Origin of the sequence: Caryophanon latum, assembly GCF_001700325.1 — a bacterium.
GTDB lineage: Bacteria > Bacillota > Bacilli > Bacillales_A > Planococcaceae > Caryophanon > Caryophanon latum.
The window spans coordinates 13669-32918 of record NZ_MATO01000028.1 but is presented as its reverse complement, the minus strand read 5'-3'; the positions used below and the strand labels follow the sequence as shown (position 1 = coordinate 32918).

The following is a 19250-nucleotide window of genomic DNA, read 5'->3' as shown; positions in this document are numbered from 1 at the left end:
AACGACTTGAAAAATGTACAGCTGTTCATGTCACATCCCATTTGCCGAAAAAAAGCCGACATGTACACATGCCGGCTTTTCCTCAATTAGCGGTTGTTACGACGGTTGCGAATAAATGCTGGAACATCTAAATCGTCCGTATTATATTGTTGTTGCTGCTGCTGTTGCGGCGGCGCCTGACGAAGTGGTTCTTGTTGTACTGGCGGCTGCTGCTGTTGCGGCTGTTGGTAGTAATCAAATTGTGGTTGTTGCTGTACTGGTGGCTGCTGTGGCATTTGACGACCCATACCCATACCCGGACGTGGTGCTTGACGCGTTGCCGACTCATCAGAGAAACCAGTCGCAATAACTGTTACAATAATTTCGTCTTTTAAGTTCTCGTTAATGACAGAACCGAAGATGATGTTTACGTCAGAATCTGCTGCTGCTTTAATAATATCTGCTGCTTCACCTGCTTCGAATAAGCTTAGGTTTGAGCCACCTGTAATGTTCATGATGACACCTTTAGCACCTTCGATTGATGTTTCAAGAAGTGGAGAAGAAATCGCTTTTTTCGCTGCTTCCGCTGCACGATTTTCACCTGAAGCCATACCGATCCCCATTAATGCTGAACCTTTTTCAGACATAATTGTTTTTACGTCTGCAAAGTCAAGGTTGATTAAACCAGGAACTGCGATTAAGTCAGAAATACCAGATACACCTTGACGTAATACGTTGTCTACTTCACGGAACGCTTCAAGCATTGGCGTATTTTTGTCAACGATTTGTAATAGCTTATCGTTTGGAATAACGATTAACGTGTCAACCGCTTCCTTCATCGAGTTCACGCCACCGATTGCTTGCTTTTGACGCTTGTTACCTTCGAATGTGAACGGTTTCGTTACAACACCTACAGTTAATGCACCTAAGTCACGAGCAACTTGAGCGATTACTGGTGCTGCACCGGTACCTGTACCGCCACCCATACCGGCTGTTACGAATACCATGTCTGCACCGCGTAACGCTTCTTCTAACTGCTCGCGGCTTTCTTCTGCTGCTTTTTTACCTACATCTGGATTTGCGCCCGCACCTAAACCGCGTGTTAATTTACCACCGATTTGAATGCGAATTTCCGCTTTAGATAAATTTAATGCTTGTGCGTCTGTGTTTACAACGATGAATTCTACACCTTGTACACCGTGTTCAATCATTCGGTTTACAGCGTTATTACCGCCGCCACCTACACCGACAACTTTAATAATTGCCATTTGGTCAATATTTGTATCAAATTCTAACATTTTTTCTCCTCCTACCAGGACATAAGCAAATTACTCAAAAATTTTTGAGATAAATGCCTTGAATGTACTCTTTACATTTTTAGTTTTCTTTGTTGAGTTCGTATCGTCATCGGCATCATCGTTTTCAGATGGTGTCCATTCTTGATTTTCATTACGATATGACGAATAGTTTTCCGGATCCGTTAATGCCCCTGCATTTGGCTCACCAAAAAATGCATCTTGATCTGCCATATAGTGAATTAAACCAACCGCAGTTGTATATCCTGGATCACGAATACCGATGTAATCTGGTGTATAAATGCGTACACGAGTTTGCATAATTTGACGCGCTAATTGAGCGATGCCTTCCATCTTTGCCATGCCGCCCGTTAATACGATGCCTCCTGGTAAATCTTGAACACCCATGCGCTCTAATTCATCTAACACCATATCAAATAATTCCGCTAATCGGAAACCAATAATTTCAGCTATGTATTTCTGACTGTATTGGTCCTTAGATTCCGCACCAATGACAGGTACTTCAAATAGCTCTGTATCGGAAGCTTCTTCAAGATAAGCATGTCCATATTGATATTTAATTTGCTCTGCTGATTCCGTCGTCGTTTTTAACACGATTGATAAATCTTTTGTTACATGATCACCACCGACTGGAATGATTGCAGTTTGCTGTAAAATGCCGTTTTCAAATAATGCGATTGTCGTAGAGCCACCACCGATATCGATGTAAGCTGTTCCTTGGTTTAACTCATCTTGCGTTAAAGCTAAATGACCTCCAGCTAAAGGTTGTAAGACGATTTCACGAATATTTAACCCAGCGCGCTCTACACAACGCATTAAATTATGACCAAGCGTGCGAGATGTCGTAATTAATGTTGTTTCAACTTCTAAACGCACACCCATCATACCACGAGGATCTTGAATTTCACCTAAGCTATCCACAATAAATTGACGTGGGATAATGTTGACTAATTCGCGATCCGGTGAAATAGACATCACTTGCGCTGATTCCATTACACGATGTAGATCTTCATCAGTAATTTCTTTGTTCTCGCTATTAACAGCGACTACACCTTTAGCAGACTGTAACGCAATTTGGTTCGCAGGAATCCCTAAAATGACTTCATCAATTTTTAAATTCGTCATTCGTTCTGCACTCTCAACCGCTCGTTTAATTGATTGAACTGTCGCCTCTATATCAACAATAGCGCTTTTTTTAACGCCACTTGACTGTGCATAACCGTCGCCAATTACGTGCAGCTGACCGTTGCTGACTTCACCAATAAGTACTTTAACTGCTGATGAACCAATGTCTAACGCTGCATAAATTTTTTGTTGACCCAACTGACTGCACCTCCTTCTTATACTCCTATTTACATTCTATTGTAAATCGTGTCAGTTGTCTAAGTAAAACAGTAGAAAAGCATAATTTTTTCATTCGATTATTTTTTTTTTTCATTTATGCCACGTTAGTCGAACATTATGTCACGCACAACGAAACTGCATATATAAAAATAATACGTTGTCGAATGATAACTCTTAACCAAAATATGTTCTTGACGGTCCCTTTACACAATATCAGTCACAAAGGCGTTATCGCTTAAACGCGAAGAACGTATCCTTTACTTCTCGATATTCGGCTCAGGCAACTTTTCGGTTACTGTAAAGAAAGTTTGTGCTCCTGCAATTGCTCGTCGCAAAAATCGCCGCCTTTTAGAACAAACATTCACATGTAGCAAACACCGATTTTGAAATAGAGTCCGAATGATTATGCAAATTTGTTCGATGTAATCATACCATATGATTGATCTTCACTTGAAGGTGATTCTTCTTTTTTCTCATCTTTATCTTGTTTTTCATCCTCATCCTCAGAAGCGTCATTTTGCTCCACTGATTCATCTAACGCTTCCTCCATATACGTGCTTTCATCAATGCGAATGCCGTACTCGGAGTCATATGATGTAAAATATGAGCCTACTTCTAAATCAACAATACCTTTTACATCTAAATCGACGAGCTGCTTCACGATCGACGGATAGTGATTAAGCTTGTCTGCAAATTCATAAATGAGTGCACGCACTTCATAGCCATCTGTCATATATAACGTTACAACGCTGTTATCTGATTTAGACGGCGTATAATTAATTTGCGAAATGAGCGCATGGACCTCATTGTCGAGCTGTGCAAGCTGCTTTAACAGCTCAGCTAAATACGCATCATCCTTAAAGTTCGTCAACAACGGCGCATCCATCACAAATGTTTTTAATGGCTCGCCGACAATTTCACCATTTTCTAAAATCGGGTAGTAGCTGCCGTCTCGTTGAAGGTAGCCAACGTGCGCGTATTCTTCAATTGTAACAATGACATGCGTTAACCATTCACGCTCAATTTTCACGCTTTTTAGCCAACGATTGTTCATCGCTAACTGCTCGACCTCTTCTACATCAAACCACATCGACTCACCGACTTCAATCGGGAGTTGATTTAAATGATATTGCATCGACTTATAATCTGCCCCGTGCAGCTCAATCGATTGAATTTGGCTGAACTCAGACTGACGATACCATAAAATAGTCACGAGTAACACAACAAGCAATACAATAAAGCTAACTTGACGAATAAATCGAAGTTTTTTGCGACGAGCTAGCTTTGGAATACGATTTTCCAAGTCGATTACTTTATCTGCCACCATCTCACCTCTTTCATATTACAAAAAAAGTGATAGAGAAGTCGCTATGATTCCTCTACCACTCCTTTTTGCTGTTAAAATTTCATCACTGCTTCAATAAATAAATCGCCACGTACTTCAAAGCTCTCATATTGATCCCAGCTTGCACATGCCGGTGATAATAACACTACATCACCTGCTTGCGAAATTTTACGCGCATAGGCAGCGGCATCTTCTACGTTAACAGCAACGATCGCTTCTTCTACGCCGCAAGATTTTGCGAACTCCGCAAAGCGCATACCCGTTTCGCCAAATGAAATTGACACGCGTACATTTTTCATTGCCTCTCGTAGCTCCTCAAAGGAATGCCCTCGATCTAAACCACCTGCAAGCAACACGAGCGGTGCATCAAATGCTTCGATTGCACTTTTCGTCGCTAAACAGTTTGTCGCCTTTGAATCATTGTAAATGCGGCGCCCTTGCCATTCACGTACAAATTGCGTACGATGGCGAACACCACCAAATGTAGCAAGCACTTGCGTCATCGCCGACACATCGCAGCTAAGCAACATTGACGCAGCGACTGCACATAAAATGTTTTCGACGTTGTGCTGTCCTGGTAATACGATATCTTTACGCTCAGCAATTTTTTCACCGTTCCAATAAATCGCATCAGCGTCTGCACTTGCGCCAACGTCTGTACGTCCCTTTGTCGTAAACGGAACTTTTTGTGCCTTTGACTTTTCTGCATATGCTACGACGATTGGCTGGTCCGCGTTATAAATAAAGAAATCATTCTCATCTTGATTGCGCGTTACGCCAAACTTCGCATCTGCATACGCATCAAACGTGCCGTGATAATCTAAGTGCGCATCGTATAAATTTGTCAAAATGGCGATGCGCGGCTTAAAGCTTTCTGTTCCCATTAGCTGAAATGACGATAGCTCTGTGACGATGACGTTATCTTTCGTCGCTTTTTCCGCTACGCCACACGCTACTGTGCCGATATTCCCTGCGATTAACGGCTGTAGCCCACCGACGCGTAGCATTTCATAAATAAGCGTCGTCGTCGTCGTTTTGCCGTTTGAGCCCGTAATACCGAGCATCGGTGCTTCGCTTACTAAATACGCAAGCTCCACTTCTGTCCAAATAGGAATACCGCGACGTACCGCATCTGCTACAACTGGGTTAAAGTACGGAATACCAGGATTTTTCACGACAAGTTCGAAGCCTTCGTCGAGCAAGTCTTCCGGGTGGCGACCGCAAATAACGGTAATGCCTTTTTGTAATAAGCCTTGTGCATCAGGGCTTGCATCAAATGGCTTTGCGTCGTTTACTGTAACGAACGCGCCAAGTGAATGTAATAATTCTGCCGCTGCAACGCCAGATCGTGCTAAACCTAGCACTAACACTTTCTTTGCGACTAAGTCTTTATATTGCTTCATGTTACAACGCCTCCACTAATACACCTATTATAGCAACGACTAAGCCAACTGCCCAGAATACGAGCACGACTTTCCATTCCGACCAGCCACCTTCTTCAAAATGATGGTGAATAGGGCTCATTCTAAAAATACGCTTCTTTGTTTTTTTGTAATACGACACTTGAATAATAACCGATAACGTTTCAACGACGAATACTAAACCGATTAGTAATAATAAAAATTCTGTTTTCGTTAGCACCGATAACATTGCAAGTGCGCCACCGAGTGCGAGTGAGCCCGTATCACCCATAAATACTTTTGCAGGCTTTGCGTTAAATAGTAAGAAACCAAGTAACGCCCCTGTTACAGCAAATGCAAATAATGCTACGTCCGCTTGTTCTTGTAGCGTCGCAATAATACCGAACGCCGCAAATGCAATTGACGATGTACCTGCTGCTAGGCCGTCTAAACCATCTGTTAAGTTGACTGCGTTTGAAAAGCCAACAAGCCAGAAAATTAAAAAGGCAATATAGAAAATACCAACGTCCACTGTTAAACCGAATAATGATAATGTCGGCTCAAAGGACTCACTCATTTGTAGCAGTAAATACGCTACGATGGCAATGCCAATTTGTCCGAGTAGTTTTTGAAGAGATGTTAAGCCTAAATTACGCTTAAAAATCACTTTTAAACCATCATCTAAAAAGCCGATGATGCCAAAACCAATAAATACTAATAGTAAAATCGTTGTTTGTACTGTAAAGAACCCATAAATAACACCGAGTATGAGCGTCGTTAATAAGATGGAAATGGTAAAGATTACGCCACCCATTGTCGGTGTGCCTGCTTTTTTCATATGTGATTGCGGTCCTTCTTCACGAATGCTTTGACCGAATTTCCAACGTGTTAGCATCGGAATCGCAAATGGCGCGATCACAACCGATAAAATTAATGCTACGATTAAAATAATTAATGTCGATGCGACTGTCATAAAATTCTCCTTTTGTATTTTGCTCAAAATGCGTGAATGTATCACACTTTATAATAGAGCTTTCTCGTCCATTTTAAAAGATGCGTTTCAAGCATTTTTATAATTAAATTGCATTTTCAGCAGAAAAATTGAAAGTCATTTGCAGTTATGCACCGCAAATGACTTTCTTGTTTACTGCTCGCTTTCAGTCGATTGCTCCTCAGCAGGTATTCGTGTTGGCGCTTCTTCTACTTCGGACGCATCATCTTGTTCGATTTCAGCTTCGGTGCCGTCATTCGCATCATCTTGTTCGATTTCAGCTTCGGTGCCGTCATTTAGTTGCAGTTCGTCCGTCACAGCATCTTCTTCTACAATTTCTTCCACCGTGTATTGCTCCTGTGGTGTTTGAAGCTGTAGATGAATGACACCGTTTTCTACGATGACCGATCCAGCCTTCATGTCCTGCTCTATTACGTAGCCTACACCTTCGAGCTCAATGCGAATGTTCGCAAGCTGCTCGAATGTTTTCAAGTGACGCAATGACCAGCCAGTGAAGTCTGGTAAAATCGTCGTTCCTGCTGTTTTAATAAATACGCGGTCGCCTTCTACAACAGTTGTACCTGCTGCAGGATATTGCCCTTCAATGCGACCACCTTCACCAGTAATAATCGCTTCAATGCCGCGTTCTTCTAGCTGTACTTTCGCTTCTTGCGCGGCGCTACCAACATAATTTTCAAGCTCAATTTTCTCAGCCGCTTCGATGTTGGCAGGATCGATATTTAAATACTTTAAGCTGTTTTCCATAACCGATTTAAACACTTCCGATACCGGCGTACTACCTGTTACACCGTCAAGCTTCGGTTTTTGTACAGCAACATATACAATTAACTGCGGATTTTCCACTGGTGCCATGCCAAGAAACGAGTATAAAAATTCCTCTGCGCCCCAATCGTACGTGCCGTTTTCATTAACGATTTGCGCCGTACCCGTTTTACCCGCAACGTTGTAGTTGTCGATTTTAAATTGCTTCGCCGTACCAGCTGGTGATGTAACTGTCGATGCTAAAATCGTTCGTACTTGCTCGGCTGTTTCTGGTGAAATCGGTGTACCTTGTTCAGTTGGCTCATTCTTTTCAATCATCTCGCCAGTATTCGGGTCAACAATGCTTTCGACAATGTATGGCTTCATCATAACGCCGTCGTTTGCAATCGCTGTCATCCCTTGTACTAACTGAAGCGGTGTCACCGTCGATGCTTGACCGAACGCTGTGGAAATAATATCTTGCTTATTTTTATTTAAAATAACACCTGTTGCTTCCTCACTTACTGGGAAGCCTGTTTTTTGACCGAAGCCAAATTTCTCTAAGTATTGTAAAAACGTATCCGTACCGATGCGCTCCATCATGTACGCCACTGCAACGTTAGATGAACGCTGAATCCCTTCTAAAAACGAAATCGTTCCCCAACCAACGCCGTTATGGTCGCGCACAATACGCATTGAGTTTGGCATGCGGTATTGACCTGATTTATATTGCGAATTTGGCGTCCAGTTGCCCGTTTCAATCGCTGTCGCTAGCGTAAACACTTTCATCGTCGAGCCAGGTTCAATCGTGTCCGACGTCGCTTGATTTAACCAAATTGACTGCGAGTTTAACTCCTCACGTGTGTTCGGGTTAAATGCTGGGCTTTGCGACATCGCTAAAATACCGCCCGTTTTCGGATCCGCTACAACAACAACCATTTCCTCAGGCGTATATTTTTCATACGCGCGCAACAATGCGTCGTCCACAAAGTTTTGAATCGTCTTATCGAGTGTTAGCTTCATGTTAAAGCCGTGTCGTGGCTCCTCAATGAAATGCGTCGCTCCTGGTAACAAGTAGCCACGACGATCCGCCTCATAGTTTTCATAGCCGTCCGTTCCTTCAAGCAATTTGTCGTAATAAGACTCTAAACCCATTTCACCGACTGTTCGAAGCTTGTATTTATTCGTGTGCTCGTCTTTCACTTCTTCCTCGCGCGCATAGCCGATTAAATACGACGCAAAGCTACCATTTGGGTAATAACGCTTCGTATCGCTAAAGAAAATAATTCCTGGTAGTTCTTCTGCTTCAATTAACGTTTTCGTTTCATGTGATAGCTTTCGACCGAACGCCCCGAACTCTACTTGCTTTCGATCTGGCTGGTCGAGTATTTTATAAATTTCGTCCTCTGTTGCATTTAAATAATTCGATAAAATGCGCGCTGTTTCTCGCTTATTGACAACATGCACTGGCTCGCGTCCTGGCTGAGTTAACGATTCATCAAGCACCGCTGCAACGCGATAGCTCTGCGTATCCTCTGCGATAATGCGCCCGTAACGATCGACTATATCACCGCGCTTTGCATCTAAAATATATTCACGCTCATACTGTGCCGCCGCACGCATGAGTAAATCTTGTCCGTGCGTCTCGCCTGAAGTTTGTAAAATGAAAAATCGTCCGATGAATAGCAAAGAGAGCCCTGCGAAAAAACTTAGTAATGCAAAGGCTCCCCATTTTGATACTGCTTTTTGCTTCATTGACCAGGTACTACCCGCACGTTTTGTTCATTTTGTGTAAGTCCTAAAGCTTGTGCACGTTCCCAAATACGCTCGTAACGTGAAAGCTCGGATACTTGTACGTATAGTTCTTCATTTTCATCGGAAATTTTACTAATCTCTGCTTCAGTTTGCGAAATTTTAATGTTTGTTTGTTGTACCGAAGATTGCGCACTTAAATTCATGCCAATCGTAATTGCTAATATAATACAAAGGAATGCTGCAATTCCTTTTTCCCCAGGTGTAATATGAAACCAGCCATATTTTTTGCCATCTTTTAATTGACGGCTTTGATGTTGTTCATCATGACGTGGTTGTTGCGGCTCATATTGAGGCTGTGGTGCACGTAATGCCATCTAATCACGTCCTTTATCGTTGATTTTCTCCGCGATTCGTAACTTCGCAGAGCGAGCTCGATTATTGTGTTCCAGTTCTTCATCAGATGGTAACATCGGCTTGCGCGTTACAAGCTTCAATACTGGCTTTAAATGGTCTGGAATAACAGGAAGCCCATGAGGTAAGTCTGGTAACGATGATGCTTCTTTAAAAATCGTTTTCGTTAAGCGGTCCTCCAATGAATGGAACGTAATGACGCTAATACGACCACCGATTTTCAAACAATCAATTGCTGCTGTTAATGAATCCTCAGCTGCTCCTAATTCGTCGTTCACCGCTATGCGGATTGCTTGGAAAATACGCTTCGCTGGGTGTCCACCTTTACGACGCGCTGGCGCTGGAATACCGTCTTTTATTAATTCAACGAGTTCTCCTGTTGTACGAATCGGTGCAACTTCACGAGCCGCTTCGATTTTACGTGCAACTTGCTTGGAAAACTTCTCTTCTCCATAACGGAAAAAAATACGCACTAAATCCTCATAGCGCCATTCATTCACGACGTTATATGCGGATAATTCGGCTGTTTGATCCATACGCATGTCAAGCGGTGCATCATGATGATAGCTAAAACCACGCTCTGGCGTATCTAGCTGTGGTGACGATACACCTAAGTCATACAAAATACCGTCTACTTCGTTAATTTGTAATGCAGCAAGTTCCTCTTTTAAGTAACGGAAATTTGAATGTACAAATGTTACGCGATCTATATAAGGTGCTAAACGTACCTTTGCATTTTCAATTGCTGTTGTATCTTGGTCAAAACAAATTAAACGACCTTTTTCTGATAATTGTTTGACTAAATATTCACTGTGTCCAGCTCCACCTAATGTACAGTCGACATAAATGCCATCTGGTTTGATGTTCAAGCCATCTACAGTTTCTGCCAGTAAGACAGTAGTATGATCGAACATACTAGTTGACGCTCCTTCACGGCTTCTTTAAATTAAAAGCCCATTAAATTTTCGACAAGCTTCCTCGTAGTAGACGTTACGGCATGCCAAAAGTTGCGCCTGCCTTGCGTGCTTCGTATCGTTTATGTATGATGAACAGCTCGCACATCTTTCTACAATGGTGATTGCTTGTATGTGAGCATTATACATTCGTCCGTCGATGCAAAAAACACGAACATTCGCCCTATGTCTTATAGAAAAAGCACTTCAATACGGACATATTTCGAGCATGTAATTCGCGCGATCGATTTCACGTTCAATCACAGTGTATAACCCGATGCTACAACACCTAATGTACCACAATACCCGACTTTCCTCCACAGCATTTCTGCAATTGTAATGTACATTACAAAAAATAGACCAAAATACCCTTTCTTTTTAGAAACATCATAATTTATCGTCATGCAAAACGACCGCTAACCTATAGAAAAAGCAAGCAAAAAAGGCAACACCTCATTCACTTGCTTACAAAATTTATAGCGTCACAACTTTATGTGTATCGTCCACATCATACGACAATGTAAGTAAACGGTCAACGAAATCTTTACCGTATAAGTTCATCATATAATGCGGTGCATAAACGCGTTCTTGATATGAGCCGTTTGGACGAATGCGGCTCGCTAACTCATCATAACGAGACAACGTAACATGATGCTGCTGTAGCACTTGCTCCTCGATTTTTGTCATCAAATAGTCAAACTGGCTCGCGTCATTCGCCATATTTTTTTTAATGACGTTTGATACGTCGATGTGCTGCTGCTTCAGTGTACTTTGAAGCTGCACGTATTGCGCTCGTAGCTGCTGCGCCATGTCGACTACCGGTGCGAGCGCGTCTTCTGTTTGCAGCGATGATGTAAACGCATCACGTGCAGCGGTCACATTTTCGCCAATTACTTGTGCAATGGTCATATTCACGTCTGTGGCACATTTTTCTAAATGCGCATCAACAATCGTAAACATGAAGCGCGGCACGAAAATCGGCATTTGTAGACCTATTTCCTCAAAACCTTTGCCAAGCGTTGCCCAGTAAGCTAACTCACCAGGTCCACCAACGAATGCGAGCACTGGAAATACCATCTCTTGCATCATCGGGCGCGTGACGACGTTATTGCTTAGCTGCTGTGGCATTTGACGCGCAATATTCTTTAGCTCTTCTGCTGTAAAGCGCACGTTCGCCTGTTCGTTAATGAACAAGCCTTCTGTAAGCGACAGTAAAAAGCGTTCGCCGTCTTTCACATAAAATAAATTGGCGTTCGTCTCCGTTGCATAAATCGGTGTACCGTAGCCTGCTTCGCTAAATGCTTGCTCCGTTTTCGTCACAATGCTTGCAACGTTTGCAGCACGATCAATTAAACGTACAAAATACTCGCCTTGTAGTGCGCGCATGTCGTCACTTGCTGCATCAATCATGAGCAAGCCGTACTGTTTAAATAAGTCGTGCATAACGTACGTAAAGAACTGCGTAAATGTTTCGCTTTTATTTGCCGCTTCCTTTACGTCTGCAAGCAGTTGCTTCGTATACATCGTCTCGCCGTAATCAAAAAACACCGTATCGATTAATTGCTCAATCGCCTCGTTCGATAGTTTCGTTTGTGAAGCCATCGTTTTACGGCGCGAGCGCTCACTATAGCCGCGCTTTTTCACAACGTTGTTTACATTTGTAAACGTATGGTTAATTTCATCGATGTCATGATCTTCACCGGCAATCCAAAACACCGGCACAACGTCTGCACCGAGCTTATCGCTTTGCTGCTGCGCTACTGTTAACACCGTGATCGCTTTATATACTGAATAAAGTGGTCCTGTAAAAACGCCTGCTTGCTGACCACCGATAACGGCGACTGCACCGTTTGCGAGCGCGTCAATATTTCGCTGCACGGCTTCTGTCATGCCAAATGGTGCCATGTAAGTCGCAATTGCCTCTGCTAGCCCTACTGTACGCGGCTGTGCTTGTAAATAGCGATAGCGCGCCTCAAATGCGTCGTCATTTAACGCATATGGAAAAAATGGCGTCAGTTGCTCATTTGCCTCGTAATAATGCTCTAAAATTTTATTGTTCAATGGGACACGAATTTGTTCCAGTTGCATAGTCAAATCTCCTCTACTTGCACGTATGTGTAAATGTTTTGATCAAGCTCGTTGTTTAGCCTGCTAATCGGCAGTGCGCGGTTTGCGGCTCGCGTTCCTCGGCCCTGGCTTGAGCCTGTAGTCTCATCGCACGCGCTCTGCCACTAACATGCATCACTTCTTTTCAATTTGTTGCTGAAAACAATTAATTTCACTGCATAAAAATAGCTAATCACCATACATATGTTTTCATCTCGTTGTATTATAGTATGTCAAAAATTCATCTTTAAAAATATACCATAACTTTAGGAGAAAAAATAAGCGGCAAGCGTTATTCGTATAAGTCGCGCTTTATTGCATTGATTTTATTTGTAAATACAGCATACGGAGCGTCGGCAAGCGATGTGTTGTTGCCATCATAACTGCACCGACGATTTCATCAATTTCTGTTTGGCGTCCGTCGCGCACATCGACACACATCGATGAATAATTCGCCGCCGTCTTGTCACATAGTGCGATAATGTCTTGTATCGACACGTCCTCCATTTGCACCGGGAATGCTTCGTTTAGCTCGTCAAACAGCTGCATGACGATTGCACGTAACGATTCATTTTGAATAATATCACCGTTACGCACTTGCATAATCGCCGTTAGCGGATTAATGAAGCAGTTGAGCAGCGCTTTTCGCCACACGATGCGCTCAATATGTTCACTATAGACGACTGGTAATGCGTCCGATGAATCGACGTCAGGGCTTTTTCCACCTGTTAACGAGCCAATGACGATGCGCCCAATGCCTGTATGGACGACTGTCGCTTCATCTTTTTTGAATGCGCCGAACTCGACGACGCATGCGTTACTGTTTCGTAGCGTGCGGAGCAGTTCCATATGTGCTAAGCCGTTTTGACAGCCGCTTACTGTACGATACGCTACGTGCTGCAACTGCTCAATCACCTCTACTAATGCATACGCCTTCGTGCAAATGAAAATGTGCTGCGTGTCGTCATTTGGAATTGCCGTTGTGACCGTCACACGATATGTCGTTTGCTCGTCACCGCAAATGCGAGTGAGTCCGTTTTGTAGCGTTTCTTGCTGCGCCGCTCTTCTAACAACGATTGTAACGTCTCCTTGCTGCACTAAATAGCTTGCAAGTAGCAACCCTACTGCACCGCCGCCAATGACTGTAAATTTCATTTGTTGTCCTCCTTATAATTACTCATATAAAAAGTCTAGCGATGACGTGCATCACTAGACATTCATTACTTATTTTGCTTTTTTCGATAAGAAATTATTTACTGCTTCGTGGTGTGCGTCGCTTTCCCAAAGCTTTGCACATAAACGAATTTCTTCCATGACGCGGCCATACATGTTACGCTCGCGCCATTTGCGAAGCTCGATTTCTTTGTACGCATGGTGAACAGACGGATGAATGTGACGCATATTTTCGATAAACTCATTTAACGCCTCTTCCTTGTCGCCATCAAATACGCGCATTGCCCAGCCGATGTCGTATAAAAGCTCTGCATCGTACGGTTTTGCGTCAACTAACATTTTCAGCGCACGGTCGTGACGTAGCCCGCGCTCGAATAAGTACGTGCCGCCTCCCCAGCCGCTCGTAATTGCAAGCGTTCCTTGAATGAACCCTGCTTTTGCGCCGCGCTTCATTAAACGAAAGTCACATGCCGTTGCGATTTCACAGCCACCGCCAACTGCTGTCCCGTTAATAAGTGCAATTGTTGGAACAGGTAATGTCGCAAGCTCGTATAAAATGTTGCCCATTTTACTTAACATGCCGAACGCCTCGTCCTCTGTATGTAACGAGTGGAACTCCGCTAAGTCGCCGCCTGAACAGAACGAACGGTCACCCGCACCTGTTACGACTAAAAAGCGCACGTCGTCATGCTCTTTTACGTATGTAATAACTTCCTTTAAGCCATCCATTACTTCATTGTTGATCGCGTTACGCTTTTCCTCGCGATTAATTGTAAACGTTAAAACCCCATCTTGTTTCGTGATTTCGTATGCCATTTTTATATCCCCCTTAGTTTATATGTGTGGACTATTTTCGTATGTGCTCTTCACTTCGAGGCAGGCTTTCCGCGGGCGTGGTTCGAGCCTGTAGTCTCTCACTCACGCTTTTCCCGCTGGAGTCCGCCTCTCGTTTCAAGCAACCTGTATGCGTCAATCCCAATTTATCGTGACGAACGAGTTCCAGGTGGTTATAAAATAGTTTTTAGACAGAACCTAGCCATTTTATACAGCTGAATCGATTGTATTCAGCAGCAAAACTGAAATAAGTGCAGCAGTGTAGTGGCATGGAGCGTGCGGCGAGACTCCTTGGGGAAAAGCTCGTGACTCAAGACCCCGTAAACCGCGACGTAGGAGCGGTGCGGAGGCTTGAGCCGAGCCCCAGGAACGCGAGCCGCCATACGCGAAATGCCAATTGACTGGCTAATCAACATGCTTGATTAAAAACATATTTTATTGAAAAGCAAAAAACATAGCGAACTTATTGTATCACACGACATTCACCGAATATTCAGAAACGACATGAATTAGCATTTTTGTGCATAGAAAAAAGACGGGAAAAGAGCCATGGTCTCTTTTCCCGTCTTCGAATTTGCAAATACTGAATTATTTGCTTACTACTTCTTTACCTTTGTATTGTCCGCAAGCTTTGCAAATGCGGTGAGATAATTTTGCCTCACCACAGTTTGGGCAAGCTACCATACCAGGTACAGATAATTTGAAATGCGTACGACGCTTTCTTTTTGCAGTTTTAGATGTTCTTCTAAATGGTACAGCCATTGTGGCACCTCCTTACAGATCTATTCGTCTGTTTGATCAAAATACTTAGCTAAAGCAGCCAGTCTTGGATCCAATTTTGGTTCGTCTTCTTCCGCTTGACGCGCAACATCTTCTTCCGTTAAATACGACCAGCTTTTCCCACCTTGCATTTGTCCTTCGGTATCCGGTTTGAATACTTGCATCGGGATTTCAAGAAGAATAATTTCCTCTAGTACTGGCTGTAAATCGATTACGTCTCCATCCACCCAGTGAATGTCGGCGAACTCATCTACACGTTTTTCAGGATCGATCCAGCTGAAAACTTCAACTACCTCTACCTCAATCGGGTATTCAACGTCTTCCCATGTGCGTGCACACGGTAGCGTTAACGTTGCTGTCATCGTCAGTTGACAAGTCAGTTGCGATGCACCAAAAGTACAAAGCCCTTTTAAATGAACGGGTGAAATTTCGCGAATTTCTTGGTTCCGATCTTTTACCTCATCCAATTGTACATGCGCATCAATCGGCATCCCGCTTTGGCGATACTTAGATAATTGATGAATTGACCATTTCATTCGTTTCATCACCTCGAGACAACACTGTTGATTATATAATGTGTATTTTGGGATGTCAAGATAATTTCTTGTCACTACGTAAAATCACCTCTATAATTAAAAAAACATGAATTTGAGGTGATTTTATGCGCGCTACAGGTATTGTCGTTGAGTACAATCCATTCCATAACGGACATCTTTATCACGTCGCACAAGCAAAAAAAATCGCACAAGCAGACGTTTGTGTCGCCGTCATGAGCGGCTCGTTTTTACAGCGCGGTGAACCAGCTGTCGTCGATAAATGGACGCGCACGAAAATGGCACTGCACGCAGGTGTCGACATCGTTATCGAGCTTCCCTATGCATATAGTACCGCACAAGCACGTCAATTTGCGAGCGGTTCGATTTCACTTTTACACGCAATTGGCTGTGAATCGGTCGTTTTCGGCAGCGAAAATGGCGATATTGCCCCATTTTCACATACACATCATTTAATTTCGTCACATCGTACGGAATATGAGGCAAAAATTCACGAGGCGATGCAGCTCGGCTTAAGCTACCCAAAAGCGCTGCAGCACGCCTATCAGCACGTATTAACATACGCGACAGAGGCAACGGTCGACTTAGCCCAACCAAACAACATTTTAGGCTACCATTACGTCGAGGCAGCACATGAGCTAACGATCCGTCCATTAACAATTCCGCGCATCGCTGCTCATTACCACGACGAGAATATGGCACACGATACGATTGCAAGCGCGACCGCTATTCGAAAAGCGCTGTTTGATACGAAAAATTTACGCGACATCGAAGCGTTCGTGCCTGCACCAACGTATGAAGCATTAACGGACTGGCAAACGCATAGTGACTTTATTCAATGGCAAACGTTTTGGCCGTTGCTCCAGCATACGATTTTACAAAAAACGCCTCAGCAACTCACGCAATACGTCGACGTGTCCGAGGGCATCGAGTTCGCCTTTATAAAAGCGGCTAAAACTTCAACGTCATTTGCGGAGTTTATGCAAAAGGTAAAATCAAAGCGCTACACATGGACGAGGTTGCAGCGCATGATTACGCATATTTTCACAGGCTATACGAAAGAGCTGAATGCGACGTTTACTGCGCCGCGCTACATTCGATTGCTCGGCATTACGAAAAACGGACAAGCGTTTATTTCGCAGCAAAAAAAATCAATTCCGCTACCGCTCATTAGTCGCGTTGCCTCAAGCGACGATGCGATGCTACAATTCGATTTACAAGCGGCTAACCTTTATGACGTCGGGGCAAATATGACACGCTCAGCACCACGTTTAAACGTCGATTACCGCACCCCACCTCTTCGTCTATAAAAAATAAAAAAAGCTCTCTACAGCACGTCACAATGCGTTAGAGAGCTTTCGTCATTTTTTCGGCTGTAGCTGCGCTAAATAAGCGAGCGCATCGTCTACTGTTTTGACTGGTACAATGTCCATATCCGTCTTTAATGATTTAGCGGCTTCGAGCGCTTCCTCATAATTCGATTGCAGCTTTGGATTTTGTTCGCGCATTTCATCGGTTACATCATCTGGCACGAAAAAAATGTCCATGTCGTCATTCGCTGCAGCAATCACTTTGAACGCTGCGCCACCGATGCGTCCGACTGTACCATCTTTGTTCATTTCACCTGTTCCTGCAATGTGATACCCCTTCGTAATGTCCTCATCGACGAGCTGGTTGTAAATTTCAAGCGTAAACATTAATCCTGCTGATGGGCCGCCAATATCTTGCGCTTGTGACGTCACAGTTGGCGTCGTAGTAATCGTTTCGTTGCCTGCATACGTAATGCCAATGCCGATACGTTCCTCCCCTGGAAGCGGCGCTAATACGACATCCTTTTGTAACTCCTTGTCGTCGCGCACAATGCGAAGTGACACGACATCTCCTTGCTGCTGATCTTTTAATAAAGCAGCTACATCTTCAGTCTGTTTAATCGATTTGCCGTTTAGCGCGATGATTTCGTCACCTGCTTGTAGCACGCCGTCTGATGCACTGCCGTCTAGCACACTTAGCACAAAAATACCTTCGCCTGTTACAGTAAATGGCTTATTCGCTAACGTAAACGCCACGTATTTTGCATGAAACTGTGAATCAGTCATCATCTTCAGCTGGCGTACGTTATATTCCTTGTCGTCCTCTCCATCATAGCGCACGTCCTCCGTTTTTAATAGCTCACGGTTTGGCAGCACTTTGGCCATCGCATAGCTAATCGGTGAGGCGGGCATCATCGCAATTGTCATTAAATTTAATGTGCCTTCGTCGCCTGTATCTCCGTCTTCTACTGCAATGTACTCGGCGATGTCATGCGCATTACCTGGTTTCATAATGTAATAATCAAGCGGGTAAATAGCTAACGCGCCACCGAGCACGATGCCAAGAACGGCTGCGATCATCGTTCGTTTTGTCATAGTTTCTCCTTTCGTTATCGCGAAATGAAAAAAAGAACGTGCTAATGTCTATTGACTTTTAGCACGCTCCTTTCCTTAAAATTTTTCTTTTAATGCGGCTGCAACAACAGGTGGCACAAGCTCTTTTACGTTGCCACCATATTTCGCGACTTCCTTGACGATGCTTGAGCTTAAAAACGAGTATTGATTTTTTGTCATAATGAAAAATGTTTCAATCGATTCGTCTAAAAAACGGTTCATCGATGTAATTTGCATTTCATATTCAAAATCCGATACTGCACGTAAGCCACGTACAATCGCCTTTGCATTTTTTTCACGCGCATAGTCAATTAATAAACCCGATGAACTTTCGATGCGAATGTTCGGTAAATCCTTCGTTACTTCTGCCATTAACGCTTTACGCTCCTCGACATCAAATAACGGATTTTTTGAAGAATTGTTTAATACCGCCACGTACACGACGTCAAACACATCGGCTGCGCGACGAATAATGTCTAAATGACCATATGTAACTGGATCAAAGCTTCCTGGTACAACTGCGATTTTGTCTCCCACGATTTTATTCCCCTTCTCCCTGTTGTGTCACACGATAAATTGAAACGACCGTACTGCCATACGTTTCACGACGCACGCACGTAAACGGACCATATGCCTTTGGTAACGTCACGTCGTTCGCATGTTCGCACATAATAACCCCTTTGTCATCTACTTTGCCGTGATCAATTAATACACGCACTAAATCATAATAATCTACCTTATGATACGGTGGGTCAAATAGCACGACATCAAATACGACGTCCTCGCGTTTTACGAGTGCCTTTACCGCACGCACCGCATCGTTACAAAAAATTTCTACTTGATCGTCATAACGACATTTTGCGACATTTTCCTTCACGATGCTAAACGCTTTGCGATCCTTTTCAACGAAGATCGTACGCTCGATGCCACGGCTTAACGCCTCAAGCCCTAAGCCGCCGCTTCCTGCGAATAAATCGAGTGCGACACCACCGTCAAAAAACGGACCAATCATGTTAAAAATAGATTCTTTTACTTTATCTGTCGTCGGACGCGTGTTGTTGCCTGGCAATGCTTTTAACGGCATGCCTTTACGGTCACCTGCTACTACTCTCATATTGAAGACA

General features: G+C 43.6%; 17 protein-coding genes. 1 reads left to right on the top strand and 16 read right to left on the bottom strand.

Annotated features, from left to right (window positions below; genetic code table 11):
- Positions 1-86: 86 nt before the first annotated feature.
- The 13 genes from ftsZ to A6K76_RS06400 all read right to left on the bottom strand — a co-directional run bounded on the left by ftsZ (position 87) and on the right by A6K76_RS06400 (position 15685).
- Positions 87-1277 (bottom strand): cell division protein FtsZ, encoded by a 1191-nt coding sequence (gene ftsZ, locus A6K76_RS06460; RefSeq protein ID WP_066463262.1) that lies wholly within the window; start codon positions 1275-1277, stop codon positions 87-89.
- Positions 1278-1307: 30 nt separating this feature from the next.
- Positions 1308-2618, bottom strand: coding sequence for a cell division protein FtsA (ftsA, locus tag A6K76_RS06455; RefSeq protein ID WP_083995306.1), 1311 nt, complete (start codon positions 2616-2618; stop codon positions 1308-1310).
- Between the two features lie 424 nt (positions 2619-3042).
- Positions 3043-3963, bottom strand: a complete 921-nt coding sequence (locus tag A6K76_RS06450; protein WP_169817988.1) for a cell division protein FtsQ/DivIB — start codon at positions 3961-3963, stop codon at positions 3043-3045.
- A 74-nt stretch (positions 3964-4037) separates the two neighbouring features.
- Positions 4038-5387, bottom strand: a complete 1350-nt coding sequence (murD, locus tag A6K76_RS06445) for a UDP-N-acetylmuramoyl-L-alanine--D-glutamate ligase (protein WP_066463260.1) — start codon at positions 5385-5387, stop codon at positions 4038-4040.
- Between the two features lies 1 nt (position 5388).
- Positions 5389-6357, bottom strand: coding sequence for a phospho-N-acetylmuramoyl-pentapeptide-transferase (gene mraY, locus A6K76_RS06440; protein WP_066463259.1), 969 nt, complete (start codon positions 6355-6357; stop codon positions 5389-5391).
- Positions 6358-6528: 171 nt separating this feature from the next.
- Complete coding sequence (locus tag A6K76_RS06435; RefSeq protein ID WP_066463258.1) at positions 6529-8892, bottom strand: penicillin-binding protein; 2364 nt, start codon at positions 8890-8892, stop codon at positions 6529-6531.
- The gene (gene ftsL, locus A6K76_RS06430; RefSeq protein WP_066463256.1) at positions 8889-9266 is read right to left on the bottom strand and encodes a cell division protein FtsL; all 378 of its coding nucleotides are present in this window, start codon (positions 9264-9266) and stop codon (positions 8889-8891) included. The genes A6K76_RS06435 and ftsL overlap by 4 nt, the downstream gene beginning before the upstream one ends.
- Positions 9267-10217 (bottom strand): 16S rRNA (cytosine(1402)-N(4))-methyltransferase RsmH, encoded by a 951-nt coding sequence (gene rsmH, locus A6K76_RS06425; RefSeq protein ID WP_066463254.1) that lies wholly within the window; start codon positions 10215-10217, stop codon positions 9267-9269.
- A gap of 513 nt (positions 10218-10730) precedes the next feature.
- The gene (bshC, locus tag A6K76_RS06420) at positions 10731-12344 is read right to left on the bottom strand and encodes a bacillithiol biosynthesis cysteine-adding enzyme BshC (protein WP_066463252.1); all 1614 of its coding nucleotides are present in this window, start codon (positions 12342-12344) and stop codon (positions 10731-10733) included.
- 330 nt (positions 12345-12674) lie between these two features.
- On the bottom strand, positions 12675-13517 hold the full coding sequence (locus A6K76_RS06415; protein ID WP_066463250.1) for a ketopantoate reductase family protein: 843 nt from the start codon (positions 13515-13517) through the stop codon (positions 12675-12677).
- Positions 13518-13586: 69 nt separating this feature from the next.
- Positions 13587-14351, bottom strand: coding sequence for an enoyl-CoA hydratase/isomerase family protein (locus A6K76_RS06410; protein WP_066463248.1), 765 nt, complete (start codon positions 14349-14351; stop codon positions 13587-13589).
- A 606-nt stretch (positions 14352-14957) separates the two neighbouring features.
- Complete coding sequence (gene rpmF, locus A6K76_RS06405; RefSeq protein ID WP_066463246.1) at positions 14958-15131, bottom strand: 50S ribosomal protein L32; 174 nt, start codon at positions 15129-15131, stop codon at positions 14958-14960.
- 20 nt (positions 15132-15151) lie between these two features.
- Entirely contained in the window at positions 15152-15685 is a 534-nt protein-coding gene (locus A6K76_RS06400) for a YceD family protein (RefSeq protein ID WP_066463244.1), read from the bottom strand.
- Between the two features lie 125 nt (positions 15686-15810).
- Between A6K76_RS06400 and A6K76_RS06395 the strand changes: the two genes are divergently transcribed.
- A complete protein-coding gene (locus A6K76_RS06395; protein ID WP_066463242.1) occupies positions 15811-17013 on the top strand; it encodes a nucleotidyltransferase in 1203 nt (400 codons plus the stop codon).
- 51 nt (positions 17014-17064) lie between these two features.
- Here the strand turns inward: A6K76_RS06395 and A6K76_RS06390 are convergent, their stop codons facing one another.
- From A6K76_RS06390 to rsmD, 3 genes are all read right to left on the bottom strand, one after another.
- The gene (locus tag A6K76_RS06390) at positions 17065-18108 is read right to left on the bottom strand and encodes a SepM family pheromone-processing serine protease (protein ID WP_066463240.1); all 1044 of its coding nucleotides are present in this window, start codon (positions 18106-18108) and stop codon (positions 17065-17067) included.
- A gap of 75 nt (positions 18109-18183) precedes the next feature.
- Positions 18184-18663, bottom strand: a complete 480-nt coding sequence (gene coaD / locus A6K76_RS06385; protein WP_066463239.1) for a pantetheine-phosphate adenylyltransferase — start codon at positions 18661-18663, stop codon at positions 18184-18186.
- Between the two features lie 4 nt (positions 18664-18667).
- Entirely contained in the window at positions 18668-19240 is a 573-nt protein-coding gene (rsmD, locus tag A6K76_RS06380) for a 16S rRNA (guanine(966)-N(2))-methyltransferase RsmD (RefSeq protein ID WP_066463238.1), read from the bottom strand.
- Positions 19241-19250: the final 10 nt, after the last annotated feature.

What these genes read in the sequence shown, in the direction of transcription:
- ftsZ (WP_066463262.1), bottom strand. Translation starts at nt 1,277, where the DNA reads ATGTTAGAATTTGATACAAATATTGACCAAATGGCAATTATTAAAGTT.
- murD (WP_066463260.1), bottom strand. Translation starts at nt 5,387, where the DNA reads ATGAAGCAATATAAAGACTTAGTCGCAAAGAAAGTGTTAGTGCTAGGT.
- mraY (WP_066463259.1), bottom strand. Translation starts at nt 6,357, where the DNA reads ATGACAGTCGCATCGACATTAATTATTTTAATCGTAGCATTAATTTTA.
- A6K76_RS06435 (WP_066463258.1), bottom strand. Translation starts at nt 8,892, where the DNA reads ATGAAGCAAAAAGCAGTATCAAAATGGGGAGCCTTTGCATTACTAAGT.
- ftsL (WP_066463256.1), bottom strand. Translation starts at nt 9,266, where the DNA reads ATGGCATTACGTGCACCACAGCCTCAATATGAGCCGCAACAACCACGT.
- rsmH (WP_066463254.1), bottom strand. Translation starts at nt 10,217, where the DNA reads ATGTTCGATCATACTACTGTCTTACTGGCAGAAACTGTAGATGGCTTG.
- bshC (WP_066463252.1), bottom strand. Translation starts at nt 12,344, where the DNA reads ATGCAACTGGAACAAATTCGTGTCCCATTGAACAATAAAATTTTAGAG.
- A6K76_RS06415 (WP_066463250.1), bottom strand. Translation starts at nt 13,517, where the DNA reads ATGAAATTTACAGTCATTGGCGGCGGTGCAGTAGGGTTGCTACTTGCA.
- A6K76_RS06410 (WP_066463248.1), bottom strand. Translation starts at nt 14,351, where the DNA reads ATGGCATACGAAATCACGAAACAAGATGGGGTTTTAACGTTTACAATT.
- rpmF (WP_066463246.1), bottom strand. Translation starts at nt 15,131, where the DNA reads ATGGCTGTACCATTTAGAAGAACATCTAAAACTGCAAAAAGAAAGCGT.
- A6K76_RS06400 (WP_066463244.1), bottom strand. Translation starts at nt 15,685, where the DNA reads ATGAAATGGTCAATTCATCAATTATCTAAGTATCGCCAAAGCGGGATG.
- A6K76_RS06395 (WP_066463242.1), top strand. Translation starts at nt 15,811, where the DNA reads ATGCGCGCTACAGGTATTGTCGTTGAGTACAATCCATTCCATAACGGA.
- A6K76_RS06390 (WP_066463240.1), bottom strand. Translation starts at nt 18,108, where the DNA reads ATGACAAAACGAACGATGATCGCAGCCGTTCTTGGCATCGTGCTCGGT.
- rsmD (WP_066463238.1), bottom strand. Translation starts at nt 19,240, where the DNA reads ATGAGAGTAGTAGCAGGTGACCGTAAAGGCATGCCGTTAAAAGCATTG.